Source organism: Acinetobacter sp. SA01 (genome assembly GCF_011319235.1).
Lineage (GTDB): Bacteria > Pseudomonadota > Gammaproteobacteria > Pseudomonadales > Moraxellaceae > Acinetobacter.
Genome location: NZ_WXXM01000001.1, coordinates 365,349 through 380,093 on the forward strand (window position 1 = coordinate 365,349; position 14,745 = coordinate 380,093).

The 14,745-nt window shown below is 40.0% G+C and carries 13 protein-coding genes and 4 pseudogenes; 8 read left to right on the forward strand and 9 right to left on the reverse strand.

Features of this window, described 5'->3' with window-relative positions; translation table 11 throughout:
* Positions 1-3 precede the first annotated feature (3 nt).
* From epmA to GTU69_RS01850, 4 genes and pseudogenes are all read right to left on the reverse strand, one after another.
* Positions 4-984, reverse strand: coding sequence for an EF-P lysine aminoacylase EpmA (epmA, locus tag GTU69_RS01835; protein ID WP_166167388.1), 981 nt, complete (start codon positions 982-984; stop codon positions 4-6).
* Positions 981-2,048 carry a 4-phosphoerythronate dehydrogenase gene (locus GTU69_RS01840; RefSeq protein ID WP_166167391.1) on the reverse strand — a complete coding sequence of 356 codons (1,068 nt, stop codon included), beginning with the start codon at positions 2,046-2,048 and terminating at the stop codon, positions 981-983. The genes epmA and GTU69_RS01840 overlap by 4 nt, the downstream gene beginning before the upstream one ends.
* A gap of 212 nt (positions 2,049-2,260) precedes the next feature.
* Positions 2,261-2,825: pseudogene (locus tag GTU69_RS01845) on the reverse strand (CoA transferase).
* A 133-nt stretch (positions 2,826-2,958) separates the two neighbouring features.
* Positions 2,959-3,816 carry an SDR family oxidoreductase gene (locus GTU69_RS01850; protein WP_205683421.1) on the reverse strand — a complete coding sequence of 286 codons (858 nt, stop codon included), beginning with the start codon at positions 3,814-3,816 and terminating at the stop codon, positions 2,959-2,961.
* Between the two features lie 125 nt (positions 3,817-3,941).
* Between GTU69_RS01850 and GTU69_RS01855 the strand changes: the two genes are divergently transcribed.
* Positions 3,942-4,301 carry a helix-turn-helix domain-containing protein gene (locus GTU69_RS01855; protein WP_166167397.1) on the forward strand — a complete coding sequence of 120 codons (360 nt, stop codon included), beginning with the start codon at positions 3,942-3,944 and terminating at the stop codon, positions 4,299-4,301.
* 107 nt (positions 4,302-4,408) lie between these two features.
* Positions 4,409-4,849, forward strand: coding sequence for a helix-turn-helix domain-containing protein (locus tag GTU69_RS01860; protein ID WP_166167400.1), 441 nt, complete (start codon positions 4,409-4,411; stop codon positions 4,847-4,849).
* Between the two features lie 62 nt (positions 4,850-4,911).
* Here GTU69_RS01860 and GTU69_RS01865 read toward each other — a convergent pair whose 3' ends face one another.
* Genes GTU69_RS01865 through GTU69_RS01880 form a run of 4 tightly spaced genes read right to left on the reverse strand, consistent with a single transcriptional unit; the run spans position 4,912 to position 8,509 of the window.
* On the reverse strand, positions 4,912-6,162 hold the full coding sequence (locus GTU69_RS01865) for an NADH:flavin oxidoreductase/NADH oxidase family protein (protein WP_166167404.1): 1,251 nt from the start codon (positions 6,160-6,162) through the stop codon (positions 4,912-4,914).
* A gap of 18 nt (positions 6,163-6,180) precedes the next feature.
* The gene (locus GTU69_RS01870) at positions 6,181-6,558 is read right to left on the reverse strand and encodes a helicase (protein WP_166167407.1); all 378 of its coding nucleotides are present in this window, start codon (positions 6,556-6,558) and stop codon (positions 6,181-6,183) included.
* A gap of 49 nt (positions 6,559-6,607) precedes the next feature.
* A complete protein-coding gene (locus GTU69_RS01875; RefSeq protein ID WP_166167410.1) occupies positions 6,608-7,471 on the reverse strand; it encodes an alpha/beta hydrolase in 864 nt (287 codons plus the stop codon).
* A 24-nt stretch (positions 7,472-7,495) separates the two neighbouring features.
* On the reverse strand, positions 7,496-8,509 hold the full coding sequence (locus GTU69_RS01880; RefSeq protein WP_166167413.1) for an alpha/beta hydrolase: 1,014 nt from the start codon (positions 8,507-8,509) through the stop codon (positions 7,496-7,498).
* A gap of 238 nt (positions 8,510-8,747) precedes the next feature.
* On the opposite strand from GTU69_RS01880, the gene GTU69_RS01885 reads away from it, so the two are divergent.
* The 5 genes and pseudogenes from GTU69_RS01885 to GTU69_RS01905 all read left to right on the forward strand — a co-directional run bounded on the left by GTU69_RS01885 (position 8,748) and on the right by GTU69_RS01905 (position 13,365).
* Positions 8,748-9,551 (forward strand): oxidoreductase, encoded by an 804-nt coding sequence (locus GTU69_RS01885; RefSeq protein WP_166167416.1) that lies wholly within the window; start codon positions 8,748-8,750, stop codon positions 9,549-9,551.
* A 52-nt stretch (positions 9,552-9,603) separates the two neighbouring features.
* The gene (locus GTU69_RS01890) at positions 9,604-10,602 is read left to right on the forward strand and encodes an NADP-dependent oxidoreductase (RefSeq protein WP_166167420.1); all 999 of its coding nucleotides are present in this window, start codon (positions 9,604-9,606) and stop codon (positions 10,600-10,602) included.
* A 14-nt stretch (positions 10,603-10,616) separates the two neighbouring features.
* A pseudogene (locus GTU69_RS01895) lies at positions 10,617-11,525 on the forward strand (aldo/keto reductase).
* A gap of 158 nt (positions 11,526-11,683) precedes the next feature.
* Complete coding sequence (locus GTU69_RS01900) at positions 11,684-12,223, forward strand: PaaI family thioesterase (RefSeq protein WP_166167423.1); 540 nt, start codon at positions 11,684-11,686, stop codon at positions 12,221-12,223.
* A gap of 59 nt (positions 12,224-12,282) precedes the next feature.
* Positions 12,283-13,365: an alkene reductase gene (locus tag GTU69_RS01905; RefSeq protein WP_166167426.1), complete on the forward strand. Its 1,083-nt coding sequence runs from the start codon at positions 12,283-12,285 to the stop codon at positions 13,363-13,365.
* A gap of 410 nt (positions 13,366-13,775) precedes the next feature.
* Here the strand turns inward: GTU69_RS01905 and GTU69_RS17360 are convergent.
* Positions 13,776-14,120 (reverse strand): annotated as a pseudogene (locus GTU69_RS17360) (short-chain dehydrogenase/reductase); the annotation flags it as partial.
* On the opposite strand from GTU69_RS17360, the pseudogene GTU69_RS17365 reads away from it, so the two are divergent.
* Positions 14,114-14,448 (forward strand): annotated as a pseudogene (locus GTU69_RS17365) (TolC family protein); the annotation flags it as partial. The pseudogenes GTU69_RS17360 and GTU69_RS17365 overlap by 7 nt on opposite strands.
* Positions 14,449-14,745: the final 297 nt, after the last annotated feature.

The window sequence follows — 14,745 nt, forward strand, 5'->3', positions numbered from 1 at the left end:
AAATCAGGAAATATCCGCTGGAAAAGTAATGACTTTTTCAAGCTTCATTTGCTCTGTAGCGACCATCAATAAACGGTCAATGCCTAAAGCAACACCGGAACACTCTGTCATGTGCGGCAATGCAGCAAGCAGATATTCATCAATCGGCATGACATGTAAGCCCAGTTTTGCACGTTCGGCATTATCTGCTTCAAAACGGGAACTCAGTACATCGGCATCAATCAATTCATCATAAGCATTGGCCAATTCCAGACCTTCAATATACAGCTCGAAGCGGGCAGCCACCAGTTCCCCATCCTCATCGATTCGGGTTTTGGCCAAGGAGGCCAGTTCAGCGGGGAAATCGGTTAAAAATACTGGCGTGTCAAAACCCAGGCTCGGTTCGACAAAGTGCGAAAAAAGCAAATCGATATAACCCAGGCGGTCATCACCCAAATCCAGATTGAGTCCAACCCGGTTACAACAGTCTTTCAGCTCTTTTAAACTGGCTTGCAATGGATTGATATTCAGACGATCCATAAAGGCATGCTTATAACTTAAAATGGTGGGACGAATTTCACCAAAGCGCTTTTTTAAAGTCACATTGAGCAAATCGGTTACTTCAAACATCAAATCTTTCAGGCTAAACCCGGGACGGTACCACTCCAGCATAGTGAACTCGCTATTGTGTTTACGCCCATGCTCATCATCACGAAAAACTTTGCAGATTTGATAGATCGGACCACTACCACTGGCCAGCAGCCGCTTCATGGCAAATTCGGGCGAGGTTTGCAAATAGTGGGTGTGTAATTTGCCTTGTAAATGACGCTGTGCCTGTATAGAGGCCAGATGTACATCGGTCACTCCGGCCTGCGATAAGACTGGTGTTTCAACTTCCAGTACATTCCGTTCAGCAAAGAACTGACGGATTTGCGCATACATTTTGGCACGTGCCTGCATGGCCTTTAAGTCACAAGTCGGCTGATAAGCAATAGACTGACTCATGCCTTCGGCCCTCCATGTGCTGCCCATTCACGGCGTAAGGGATAAGTTTTACGCAAATAATCAAAGGCTTTTTGCTCAACCTTGCCATCTTTCAGGCAGGCCCTTAAGTTTGCATCATCACGGGCAATATCATAGATTTGGGTTAAATATTGCTTTAACACAGCCTTTAAATCACGCTCTTTAAAATAGGGTTCACAGACAGGCAATTGCGTTTCAAATTGCTTTGTCGCTGGGTAATGAAAGGTACTGCAGAATGCATCGTAGATCATTTGTGTACCACGTGCCTTTCCTTCCAAGCTATACCCGGCAATATGCGGTGTGACCAAACGAATTAAATTTAACAGCTGTTCTGATATTTCAGGTTCATGTTCAAATACATCGAGAACTACTGCACGCTGGGTTCGTTGAATATCGGCAATTAAAGCAGCTTCTTCTACTACAGGACCACGTGCCGAATTAATTAAAATCGCTGCAGGCTTCATCTGTGCTAAAGCTTCAGCATTGATGAGATGGTAAGTTGGATGATTACCTGTTTTGGTTAAAGGCACATGGGTGGAAATCGCATCGGCTGTTTTTAATAGGGTATTTAAATCTACTTGCTCAATTTGTTCACGCTGTACGAAGGGATCATGACCAATCACCTTCCAGCCCAGAAGTTTGGCCATAACAGCCAGACGTGAACCGACATTGCCCAGACCGATAATGCCCAAAGTAAAGCTGTCATTGGCATCGATCAGTTCAGGTTTTAAATGCAGTAAAGCGGTAATCACATATTCCGCAACGGCCTGCGCATTACAGCCTGCGGCATTCGACCAGGCAATATTGCATTGTTCTAAAGCAGCTATATCCAGATGATCGGTGCCAATGGTCGCACTGCCGACAAATTTTAATTTTGTGTCCTGAACCAGCTCGGCATTGACTTGGGTGACAGAACGCACCAGTAACGCTTCTGCATCTTTCACATCCGCATGGGTTAAGGTTCGTCCTGCAGCCTGCTGAATTTCTCCAAAATCGGCAAAGAAATATTCAGTAAATGCCAGATTTTCATCTGCGACAATTTTCATAATGCAATCCAATGATCTTATGCTGATTATGATAACGCTTAGCACTGCATCTGACCAAGCACCTTGTAGCTATCGCTTTCTTGCATTGGATAATTTCACAAACACCATGATGCATAAAATGGATGTCATTTTTCCTGGCAGAAAAAAGGACCGAATGCTTTAACATTCCGGTCCAACAGAGGCAAAATCAATATGCATCACAAAAATTCTACTTAAGCCACCTCTCCATCAATAATGCCTTGCAATTTTAAGGCATGCAGCTCATCTGCCGCTTTAAAATGTGACAGAATCTGTTGAGTATATTCACCCAACTGTGGTGGTGCATTGCGATATTCTACCGGTGTATCTGAAAGTTTGATTGGCGAAGCAATCACTTTGAAATTTTCATTCAAGGCATGTGGTCCATCCTGACCAAAACCGGTAATCGAGCAATAGACTACATTGGGATTCAGTGCACTTAAATTTGCATAATCAAGTCCACATTTTGCCAGTGAGCCCGCTTTATAGTTTTCAATGACTACATCAGTGGTTTTGGCAATTTCCCGAATAATTTGTTGACCTTGAGCCGAGGCAATATCAACAGAAACCGAATATTTATTGCGATTAGCACACTGAAATAGCCAGATTCACGTGTGGCATGCCCTGCTGGTCTGGCATCCATGATAGTCCCCACATGCGGGTATCATCTCCTACCTGTGGACGTTCGATTTTAATGACTTCAGCACCTAAGTCTGCAAGAATTTGCCCACACCAAGGGCGAAATGTTTGAATAAGAATATAGTTTAATTTGAATAGCGTTGTTTAAACTGCATTGCTCTATATTCCAAATACGTATCCAATTTAATCCAATGTTTAAAGACCTAAATCATAAGAATTTAAGCCTTTTTTAGATACGAATTATAGCGCCAACTTAAGATAAAAATTCTTTAATAGTTTCTTGCATACTTGTAGTAGCACGACCAATTAGCTGATGTAGGTCTTTGCTATCACTATATAAAGCGTCTTTAGATACGCCTTCATCTGAGTTCGCTAATATACTCGCAAAACCTTCTGGTAAACCCACTTGTATCAAGAGCGCTTTATATTCGTCTTCCGATAAATCTTGGTAAGTTACATCTTTTTTACTGATTTCACTTGTCCATTTTGCTACGTCATCAAGGCTGTAACTTGTATCACCAGCAAGTTCATAAACTTTATTTTCATGCCCTTCTTGAGTTAATATTACAGCAGCAGCTGTTGCATAATCTAAACGTGAAGCAGAAGCAATTTTGCCGTGATGCGTTGCCCCGAAAATTTTGCCCTGCTCAACTGCTTGTGCAAGTCCCATTGCATAGTTTTCGCTGTACCAGCTATTACGTAGTAGTGTATGTGGAATATTCGCTGCTTTTAAATATTGTTCAGTCTCAACATGCTCTTGTGCCAATAAAAGCGGTGATGTATCTGCTTTTAATAAACTCGTATAAGCAATAAATTTTACGTTTGCAAGTTTTGCTGCATGAATAACATTCTGGTGTTGTACTGTCCGTTGACCAATTTCACTCGATGAAATTAATAAAAGCCGATCGACACCTGCCAATTGAGCTGAAAGTTTATCTACATCATGTCCATAATCAAAAGCACGGACTTCGATCCCTTTTGAACTTAGTTCTGATGCTTTTTCTGGATTACGCACTAATGCCACAATATTTTTTGCCTCAGTTCGTTCGAGTAATTGAGAAATAATAAGTTGGCCGAGCTGACCTGATGCACCAGTAACTGCAATACGCATGATGAACTCCATCTGATGTAGTTGATATAATTTAATCATCCTAGTACCATACCTAACTAAAAGTAAGTACTTACCTAAAGGTAAGTTTAAAAAAATGTAAAATTTTGTAATTAAGGTGTTATGCGATGAAAGGATACGTTTTTTCAGCAGATTGTCCGTCTCGAAAAATTTTGTTAACACTGACTAGTCGTTGGAGCGTCTTGATTTTAGTTGCGCTTAGAGACCAACGTCTGCGTTTTAATGAATTAAAAAAAATAATTGATGGCATTAGTGAAAAGATGTTGGCTCAAACCTTAAAAACGCTTGAGAAAGATGGTTTTATCTTACGTCAGGATTATGCAGAAATACCGCCTCGTGTAGATTATCAATTAACAGAGTTTGGACGAGAGGCTGCTGAACGACTCTTTGATTTAACTACTTGGCTTGAAAATAATTTATCCAAATTATTAGAAAATCAGCCTAGTACAGACATAGTTCAGAACTGACTTGGGAAACAAAAGGATTCTCCTATGTTAAGCATTCAAACTGGCTTAGCTTAGCACCTTATGTTAGTATTATTTTAGTAGTTACTATTGGATTTATTAATTCGGATATGAGTAAAAATAGCAATCTTGAAGTCTGCCCAATCGCTAGAAGTCTTTCTGTTCTAGGCGATGCGTGGAGTATGTTGATTTTACGTGATGCTCATGCGGGTTTTACACGTTTTGATCAGTTCCGTAAAAGTTTAGGTATTGCACCAACCATGCTAACTAAACGTTTGTCTGTTTTAGTAGAGGAAGGCTTACTCGAAAAGAGACAATATTCTGAACATCCGCCGCGTGAAGAGTATCTATTAACTCAAGCGGGTCAAGATTTTTTACCAGCTTTATTTGTGATTGGAGCTTGGGGACGTAAGCATAAACCGTTTCAAAATCCTGAAAAAATGGTGACTTTTCTGGATGCAGAACAAGGCACTGAAATTAAGCCGATTGTGATTGATCAAATCACTGGTGCCGAAATTGGTACTCGCCCTATTCGCCAAAAAACCGAATAAAATTTTAAATAAAAAGCACTCAATTAGAGTGCTTTTTATTGGGCTCATATAAATTAAATCGGTTATTTTGCCCGTGCCCGTTGGGTTGCATACGTTCCCCAACCACTACGTAAAATCGATTTAATAAATGCCCATAAACCACTTTCATGAGGTTTTGGTTCTTTAGCTTTACCCATACGTTTTAATTGTTGGGTGTACCAAAGTACTTCCATAATACCTAGACTATCGACCTTCTTAATGCCTGTTTTGATTGGATGCACCGACTGAAGACCATTTTTACCTGCCAGCAAATATTTAGGTACATCAGGTTCAATCGCCATAATTCTCGCAATCCCAATAACATCACACGCTTGAGACTGCAAAGCTTGGTTCATGCCTTCTACGGTCCGAAAACCACCTGTAACCATGAGTGGAGTTTTTACAAGTTTTCTTACCTTTTCTGCGAAATCAATAAAGAAAGCTTCACGGGCAATAGTCGAAGCTTTTTGTGGCGCTTTGGCTACGCCAGATTCATAAGTACCGCCTGATATTTCTATAAGGTCAATGCCTGCATCTGCTAAAGCCTGAATGGTTTCTAAGGAGTCCTGTTCGGTAAAGCCGCCTTTTTGAAAGTCTGCCGAATTTAGCTTAATCGCAATCGGAAACTCTTTACCGACTTGTTTGCGGATTTCTGCATATACTTCCATTAAAAAACGATGGCGTTTTTCAGGTGTACCGCCCCACTCATCATTTCTTAAATTATGTAAAGGCGATAAAAACTGATTAATCAGATAACCATGTGCAGCATGAATCTCAACGCCACTAAATCCAGCCTTTTTACAGATCGCTGCGCTACGACCAAAACGCTGAATAATATCGATAATCTCTGTATGTGTGGCTTCATCAGGCGTCGCAAATAAAGATTGCATTTCTGGCCCAAATGGCACTGCCGATGCAGAAATAGTACGGACATTTAATCCTTTGGTTGATTGTTTCCCTGGATGATTTAACTGTGCCCACAATTGAGAACCTTGCACGGTCACGGATTTTGCCCATTTTTGCAAAATCGCAAAATCACGCTCATCCTCGACTACCACATTACCCGCCTCACCTAAGGCACGTCGGTCAATCATAATGTTGCCACTGATGATCATCCCAATTCCTGATGCAGCCCAGCGCTGATATAACCGCACATGTTTTTCGGTTGGATTATTTGAATAGGTGGCTAAAGTTTCACTGGTTGCAGCCTTTGCTAAACGGTTTGGAATGCTAAAGCCATTTGGCAACGTTAAAGGCTGATTCAAGAGATTGGTTTCTAATTGTAGTTGAGTCATGGTCTTCTCTCACACAGTTCAAGATGGTTTTGAATGAGGTTGAATAAAGTCCACTAAACTTTGAAACCACATCACATCCACAAAATTTCCGCTAATGACAAGGTCTTGTGTTTTAAGTGCAGTTAAAAACGTATTCACGCTGTCTTTAGCAGACAATACGGCGAATCCTTTACTTGCAGTCTTAAATGTAAAGATAAAACTAGGTGACTTGGTTAGCCCAGAGTAAGAGTTAATCTTGCCATTCTTGACTTCAAAATAGCGCCCTTCACCACTTGCCGTCTGAATCTGAAAGGTGACATTTTTGTCATTCACATAAGCCGCACATTTCGGATTCTTTTTTACCGCACGCTGCATGAGCTTGGTGAGCATCCACAGCAACAATTTAAATTTCATCATTTTTTGTCTTCTTGATTCATCAAATTAACTGGACAGAACTCAAAAGCATTTATTCATCTAAAAACTGGATTGCATGCTTTACAAAGCGTTCAGGGTATTGAAATTGAGCGCCATGTCCTGCGTCTGGATAGATAAATAGCTGCGCGTTTGGAATGTTAAGTGCCATGTGATAGGCATTGATGGTCGGAATCATCACATCATCAACACCATTTAAAATGAAAGTTGGTTGTTTAATCTCACGTAAATGCGCAAATGGGTCTTGTTCATCAAGCTTAGCTAAAAAATGCATATTGGCTTCTATCTGTGCCTGCATGACTTCAACTGAGCTTGGTATATCTTGATCTTTGCGTTCATGGCGACGTTGCCAAAATTCACGACCCGCTTGAATTGCTTTTGCTGATCGGCCAAAAAATAAAAAGAGAAAGTCTTCTTCGGAAGGCACAGCAGTTGTTGCATGTTTCAATACCAATGCAGCCACTTCTGGGTCGTCACCTCGTGGTTTACCGCCTCTTGGCCCTGTACCTAAAAGCATCAGCTTTCTTACAAGTTCGGGATGACGGCGTACTAAATCTTGTGCCTGAAACCCGCCGAGTGAAAAGCCTAATAAATCAACTTGTTTTAAGCCCAATGCACGAATGACTGCGGCTGCATCATCGGCCATATCTTCAATACGAGTACGAGGCTGACCTGTAGATGAAGCAATGCCTCGGCCATTAAACAAAATGACTTCACGCCCTTGTGCCAAACCATTAGTAATAATTGGGTCCCAATTATCTAAACCACCTCGAAAGTGCTGAATAAAAAATAGCGGTGGTTGCCCTGTGTTTGAGTTACCCCATCGACGATAGGCAAATTTTGCTCCATCTACTTCAATGAATTGGGTCTCGGCTGTTTGGTGTGTAATTGTTGTCATCGTCATTGTCCTAAATTTAAGTTCTTATTTATTTAAGAATGTAAGTGACTGTTTTACAAAATCTTCATGGAACTGAAAAATTCCACCATGGCCTGCATCTGGGTAGAGAACGAGAGCGCTATTCGGCAAGCGCTTTGCCAAATCATAGGTGTTCACGGTTGGAACCATTCGGTCATGATCACCATTAGCAACTAAGACAGGTTGTTGAATCACAGAAAGGTCGGAAGGTTTCTTACTGCCCCATTTTTTGAGTGCTTTAAGCTGAGCACGATAGGCAGAAATGGTGATTTCTTTATCGCGGTTTTCGGTACGTTCGTTAATACGTTGAATAAACTGTTTTGCAGCAGCTTTACCATTTTCTGTACGTGTGAAGAAAAGATAAACCTTAGGGTCTTGACCGGTAGCCATTCCACGGACTAAATCCCAATTAGAAATTCGCCCTACGGTACTAATGCCTGTACCTCCCGCAGGGCCAGTTCCCGACAAAATCATTTTTCGAACTAAATTCGGCTGCTTCAAAGCAATCTCTTGTGAAATCATACCGCCCATCGAGAAGCCAAATAAATCAACTTGCTTAAAGCCTTTTGCTTGAATGAAAGCAATCGCATCGTCTGCCATTTGCTCAATTGACTGAGCTGGTTTACCTGTAGAAGCACCGACCCCACGATTATCAAACACCACCACATGATGTTTAGCCGCAATTCCATCAATAATTCGTGGGTCCCAATTATCTAGAACAGCTGCCAAGTGATTTAAGAAAATGATAGGCGTTCCACAGTTTTGTTGACCATATTCTCGGTAAGCGAAGTTAACGCCACCTGCACGAATGAATTGAGTCGGTACATTCTTCCAATTCGTATCTTGTTGAGCATTTTGCCCTGCTTGCGGATTGCTAACAGCACTTGATAACACTTTATGTGCCTGAATTGATGGTTCACTAAAAGAAACCAATGGCACAACCTCTGCCTGAGTTAAGGGAGCACTAAACATAGATATCGCCGTCAAACTCATAGCAACTGTATTTAATAAAAACTTCATTTCTCTAATCCTCAAATTTAATTCATTGATCTGATTCATCTGTTTTTTATGAGTGATCTTTTAAAGGGAGAAAAGATAAAAAACAGAGTTGGTATCGATTTAATACTAACTATACACAGGCAAAAATATATTGTCACTATATTTTTAGTAGTAACTATTTTAATTTTAGATTATGATCAAAACATCAAGGTGAAATTGGTTATCCAATTACCAACATATTACAAGTGAGAAATTTTGTATGACGAGTAAAGTAGTTCTCATTACAGGCGCATCATCGGGTATTGGCTTAGCAACCGCAGACCTTTTACATGAGGCAGGATTTATTGTTTATGGCACAAGCCGACAAGCAAAAAACTCATCAAACTATAAATTTCATCTGATTGAGTTAGATGTAAATCAAGACGACTCCGTCACTCACGCCATTGAAAAAGTGATTGCCAATGAAGGCCGAATTGATGTCTTAATTAATAATGCTGGGTTTGCAATATCACCCGCTGGTGCTGAAGAAAGTTCAATGCAACAAGCACAGGCTATTTTTGATACTAACTTTTTCGGTGCCGTTCGAATGACTCGCGCAGTTATTCCACACATGCGTCAGAAAAACTCAGGACTTATTTTAAATATCAGTTCGATTCTTGGACTTGTGCCTATGCCTTTTGGCGCTCTTTATTCTGCGTCTAAACATGCACTGGAAGGTTATTCTGAATCTTTAGACCACGAGTTAAGATCACAAGGCATTCGTGTATCTCTGATTGAACCTGCTTATACCAATACTTCTTTAGGATTAAACTTACTTGAAGCAGACAATAAAGTTTCTTTTTACGATGAAGCACGTGAAAAGCTACACAAACAAATGATTCATTCAATTAATAAGTCAGATGACCCAAGTGTGGTTGCCCATACCATTTTAAATGTCATTGAGAGTCAACATATTTTACCACGCTATACAACAGGTAAAACTGCAAAAAACTTAAAAGCCCTTCGACGCTTTGCTCCTGTAAAAGTCTTTGACAAGTTAATTCAGCGAAGCATGAATGTGTAGTACAGAACCAAAATCTAAAAGATTAAAAAGTTCAAAATAATAGAGGTTCCAAATGAAAGCAGCTTATATAACCCGCTACGGCAATATTAATGATGTACAAATTGATGAACAACCTAAACCATCTCTAACCGAAAATGCGGTTCTTGTTAAAGTGCATGCAGCCAGTATTAACCCACTCGACTTAAGAGTTTTAGAAGGTGAATTTAAAGCAATTCTGCCCGTCCGATTTCCTTTCATCTTAGGCAATGACTTTGCAGGTACTGTCGTAGAGGTAGGCTCGAAGGTGTCGCAATTTAAAGTCGGAGATGAAGTCTATGCCAAGACCGATCTGAATGGTGCCTTTGCCGAATACACTGTCGTTCAACAGTCATCACTAGCGCTTAAGCCACAAAATATTTCTATGGAACTTGCAGCATCTCTCCCGCTTGTTTCCTTGACTGCATGGCAAGCCTTGGTCGAAATTGCGAAAGTTAAAGCAGGACAAAAAGTATTAATTCATGCTGGTTCAGGTGGTGTCGGGTCAATTGCGATTCAGCTTGCCAAACATTTAGGCGCAACTGTTGCAACCACGACAAGTGAGAAAAATATTCCTTGGGTCAAAGCATTAGGTGCAGATACGATCATTGACTACAAAACGACTGATTTTGAGCAAGAACTTAAAGACTACGACGTAGTTTTAGATACCCAAGGCGGGAAAACCTTAGAAAAATCACTGAACATTCTTAAACGCGGTGGTCGTCTTATTAGTATTTCAGGACCTCCCGATCATGCTTTTGCAGAGGCAGTTAATCCAAACTGGTTTCTAAAATGTGTTATTCCGCTTTTAAGTTGGTCAATCCGGCATAAAGCAAAAAAACGCGATATTTCCTATTCATTTCTGTTTATGCAGCCGAATGGTCAACAGTTATCTGAAATTTCAAAATTAGTCGAGTCTGGGAAAATAAACCCCGTGGTCGATAATACTTATACATTTAGCGAGATTAAAGATGCTTTCCACTATGTAAATACTGGACGGGCAAAAGGAAAAATCGTTTTAAAAATTTCTGAATAAAAGTGGAGATAAATATGAATTATCAATTATTTGGTCAAACAGGTTTAAATGTTTCACAAATTGCTTTAGGGACTGGTAACTTTGGCACAGGTTGGGGGTATGGTTCCTCACCAGAAGACGCCAAATTAGTATTGGATGCATATCTGGATGTAGGCGGCAATTTTATAGACACAGCAGATGTTTATCAATTTGGACAATCTGAGCAAATTCTAGGTGACTTATTACAAGGTATTCGCCACGAGGTTGTCTTAGCCACTAAATTTTCGGATGGTGCTTCGCTTGATACAAATCAACTACATAAAGGAAATAGCCGAAAAGCAATGCTTTATTCAATTGAGCAAAGTCTACGCAAATTGAAAACGGATTATATTGATCTTTACTGGGTACATCATCCTGATAATGTTACACCGAGCGAAGAAATTCTAAGAGGGCTAGAGGATTTGGCTCGTGCCGGAAAGATTCTCTATGCAGGTTTATCAAATTTTCCAGCATGGCGACTATCTCGTGCAGCAACTATTGCAGAACTTAAAAATACAGTGCCTATTGCAGCGGCACAATTCCAACATAGTTTGGTCTATCGTGAGCCTGAAGCCGATTTAATTCCAGCTTCTCAAGCATTAGGATTAGGGATGGTGACATGATCTCCTTTAGGTGGAGGAATGCTTACGGGTAAATATCGAAAGGGTGAAAAAGGCCGTGAAGAGGGTTTCGGCGGCAAGGTTTTTCAGCAAGAAAATTCGATTCAACGTACAGCAATTTTAGATGCAGTGCTTTCAATTGCTGCTGAATTAAATGTATCTGCTGATCAGGTGGCAATCGCTTGGTCATCTACACATGGAACTGTGCCAATTATTGGTCCAAAATCTCTACAACAAGCAAAAAGTAATTTAGGAGCAATTGATGTTGTATTGTCACCTGATTAAATCCAACTACTCGATTCAGTCAGTCAAATTACAACTTCAGATCAAAAGCGATTACCTATATTAAATATTGATGTAAAGCATAAAGCCATTATTGCTTAAATTTTAGTAACTATAATTAGACATTCTCAATTCTTAGTATTCAAACTGGACTTATAGTTATGGAAGTAAATGACGTTCTCAAAGAATGGGAAGAAACTGAACAGAAAATTCTTAAGCATCTAGGCCCACCAGATTCTGTGCACTTATCAGAGTTAACTCAACGCTCAGGATTAGAAGTTTTTGAGGCTATTTTTTCTGGTGAGCTTCCCTCACCTCCAATTGGAGAAACGCTCGACTATATTCCTGTGCATATGGAATATGGGATTGCAGTCTTTCAAGGCCGGCCACAACGCAAACATTACAATCCATTAGGTAGTGTGCATGGGGGCTGGTTTTGTACTTTACTTGATTCAGCTGTTGCTTGCGCTATTCATACTACACTCCCTGCTGGGAAAGCTTATACCACGCTTGAACTCAAAGTGAATATGGTACGTGCACTAACAGATGCGACCCCTCTTGTACGGGCAGAGGGAAAAATCGTCCATGTCGGACGCCAAACAGCGACTGCTGAAGGACGAATAATAGGGCCTGATGGAAAATTATATGCACATGCGACAACGACATGCCTTATTTTCGATGCTCCTGAAAAAATGTCATAACAAATTTTAAAAACACAGATTTTTTGATTCAACGTCATTATTAAATTTAGAGGTGTAACATGACAGATAAAACTCTTTTTAGTTCTTATCAATTAGGCAACATTGAACTCAACAATCGTATTGTAATGGCTCCACTCACACGCAACCGCGCAGGGAAAGGACTTGTACCAAGTGAGTTTGCTGCTGATTATTATGCTCAGCGTGCTAGCGCAGGTCTTATTATTACAGAAGCAACCCAAGTTTCTCCACAAGCTCAAGGATATCAAGATACACCTGGGCTATACACGACTGAACAAATTGATGCTTGGCGAAAAGTAACAAATGCCGTACATGCAAAGGGTGGAAAAATCTTTGTTCAATTATGGCATGTTGGGCGAATTTCTCATGTTGATTTGCAACCTAATGGGGCAAGTCCTGTCGCCCCTTCAGCGATTCGGGCAGACACAAAGACTTTTGTAAATAATACATTTACTGAAGTATCTGAACCCCGAGCATTAGAATTATATGAAATTCCCGCCATTATTTCAGATTTCCGCCAAGCGGCAGCAAATGCCATTACTGCTGGATTTGATGGTGTTGAAATTCATGCTGCGAATGGATATTTACTAGAACAATTTATAAAAGATGGTGCCAACCAACGTACTGATATATATGGTGGATCTATCGAAAATCGAGCACGATTATTACTTGAAGTGGTTGAAGCTATAGTCAGTGAAATTGGTGCTAATCGAACAGGTGTCCGTATATCTCCTGTATCTCCTGCTAACGGTATAAGTTGTAGTGATCCTCAACCTCAGTACAATTACATTACTGAACAACTCAATCAACTCGGTATCGTCTATTTGCATGTCGTTGAAGGTGCTACAGGCGGACCACGTAACATAGCACCTTTCGATTACTCTGCTATACGCAACCGTTTTGAGCAGACCTATTTAGCCAATAATGGTTATGATTTAGAACTTGCGAATGATCACCTTGAATCTGACGAAGCTGACCTATTTGCTTTTGGAAAATTATTTATTAGCAATCCTGACTTAGTTGAACGTTTAAAACACGGCCTTCCATTGGCTGAATTAAATCCGGCAACATTGTATGGTGGAGGGGCTGAAGGTTATACCGACTATCCGAATTATAGCGATTAAAATACATACTGACTAATTGAAAAGGGCGTCTCGAGATAGTCATTTGTTATTAATAAATTGTAGTAAGAATTTTCCTGCATTTGTATAAATAATAGATATGTTTTAAGCAAAAAAATAAAGGAGGTGAATCACCTCCTTTTGACTAATTCAAAGCCTGTACCGACTGTTGCAACCGTTGCTAAATATCCTCAATAAAAACATTATATTGTTTAAATTAATCGATTTTTAGCCTCTAACTGACTTAGAATTTAAATAAAAATCATCGACTGTATCCAATTCCTCCTCAGAGTTTAGCTCAAACCTCTGATTGCCATAACCCTGTAAGGCCACTTGATCTAAAGCAGATTGGTTAAAACCACACAGTTTACTCTTCTGATAGATCTGATTTATTGAAATAAATAAATTAAAATTTAACTCAAACCAAAAGTCTTTCTAATACTTTTATCAACTGGGCCACTCGGCATAAATCGACGCAATTTACTTAATAAAGAGGCTTGCCCAGATGGTGTACGGCGCATTTGCCAATCATTGAGTGCCGCTGTAACAATTGTCTCAGCAACACTATCGGGCTGAGGTGCCTGATCAATCTGTTTTAAGATGGCATGAGTAGCTAAGTTGCGCTCATTGTCATATTCAGGAATTTTTGAACTTGCTACGGGTGCATTCTTATCTAAATTGGTTTTAGTAAATGAAGGCTGAACAATTGATACACGAATTCCAAATTGGCGAAGCTCATGATCTAAAGACTCAGATAGCTAAAGGGCAAGAAGCTGAAATGCTTGCAACCTATCAATTAGCCGTCTTACATGCAGCAGAAGATGTAGAAAATTCTTTAACAACCCTGTCCAAACAACAAGAGCAGTTAATCGCTCTTCAAGATGGAGAAAATGCATTAAAGCATGCACAGAAAATTGCTCTAATTGCCTATAAAAAAGGATTAACAGTCGAATAGAAGTATTACAAGCAGATTCAAATGCTTTGCAATTTTCAGATAGAAAGCTTCAAGCACAAACTGATTCAGCCCTTGCCGCCGTAACAGTTTACAAATCTCTGGGTGGCGGCTGGCAACCTGAAAAATTTTAAGACAACCCTATTGCAATTGTAGGCACATAATTCATAAAACGAGAATCTGTTATGCGAGAACAATCCGTACGCCAGTCTTTAAGTACACACGATTTAAATCATGCCATCTTAAACGGCCCAATTACCCTTGTAGTGGCATTATAAATATAGTTTGCTTTAGACAGCATTTTTTAAACTGCATTCCTTTATCTTCCGAATACAACTTAATGAAGCCAATTCAATCCAAATTTTAATGTGGGTAGGTTGAGGGCTAAAACTATAGATAAAAAATAAGCCCTTGTAAAAACAAGGGCTTAT

Excerpts from the sequence above, each read along its gene's own strand:
- epmA (WP_166167388.1), bottom strand. The coding sequence starts at position 984 with ATGAGTCAGTCTATTGCTTATCAGCCGACTTGTGACTTAAAGGCCATG.
- GTU69_RS01840 (WP_166167391.1), bottom strand. The coding sequence starts at position 2,048 with ATGAAAATTGTCGCAGATGAAAATCTGGCATTTACTGAATATTTCTTT.
- GTU69_RS01850 (WP_205683421.1), bottom strand. The coding sequence starts at position 3,816 with ATGCGTATTGCAGTTACTGGTGCATCAGGTCAGCTCGGCCAACTTATT.
- GTU69_RS01855 (WP_166167397.1), top strand. The coding sequence starts at position 3,942 with ATGAAAGGATACGTTTTTTCAGCAGATTGTCCGTCTCGAAAAATTTTG.
- GTU69_RS01860 (WP_166167400.1), top strand. The coding sequence starts at position 4,409 with ATGAGTAAAAATAGCAATCTTGAAGTCTGCCCAATCGCTAGAAGTCTT.
- GTU69_RS01865 (WP_166167404.1), bottom strand. The coding sequence starts at position 6,162 with ATGACTCAACTACAATTAGAAACCAATCTCTTGAATCAGCCTTTAACG.
- GTU69_RS01870 (WP_166167407.1), bottom strand. The coding sequence starts at position 6,558 with ATGATGAAATTTAAATTGTTGCTGTGGATGCTCACCAAGCTCATGCAG.
- GTU69_RS01875 (WP_166167410.1), bottom strand. The coding sequence starts at position 7,471 with ATGACAACAATTACACACCAAACAGCCGAGACCCAATTCATTGAAGTA.
- GTU69_RS01880 (WP_166167413.1), bottom strand. The coding sequence starts at position 8,509 with ATGAAGTTTTTATTAAATACAGTTGCTATGAGTTTGACGGCGATATCT.
- GTU69_RS01885 (WP_166167416.1), top strand. The coding sequence starts at position 8,748 with ATGACGAGTAAAGTAGTTCTCATTACAGGCGCATCATCGGGTATTGGC.
- GTU69_RS01890 (WP_166167420.1), top strand. The coding sequence starts at position 9,604 with ATGAAAGCAGCTTATATAACCCGCTACGGCAATATTAATGATGTACAA.
- GTU69_RS01900 (WP_166167423.1), top strand. The coding sequence starts at position 11,684 with ATGGAAGTAAATGACGTTCTCAAAGAATGGGAAGAAACTGAACAGAAA.
- GTU69_RS01905 (WP_166167426.1), top strand. The coding sequence starts at position 12,283 with ATGACAGATAAAACTCTTTTTAGTTCTTATCAATTAGGCAACATTGAA.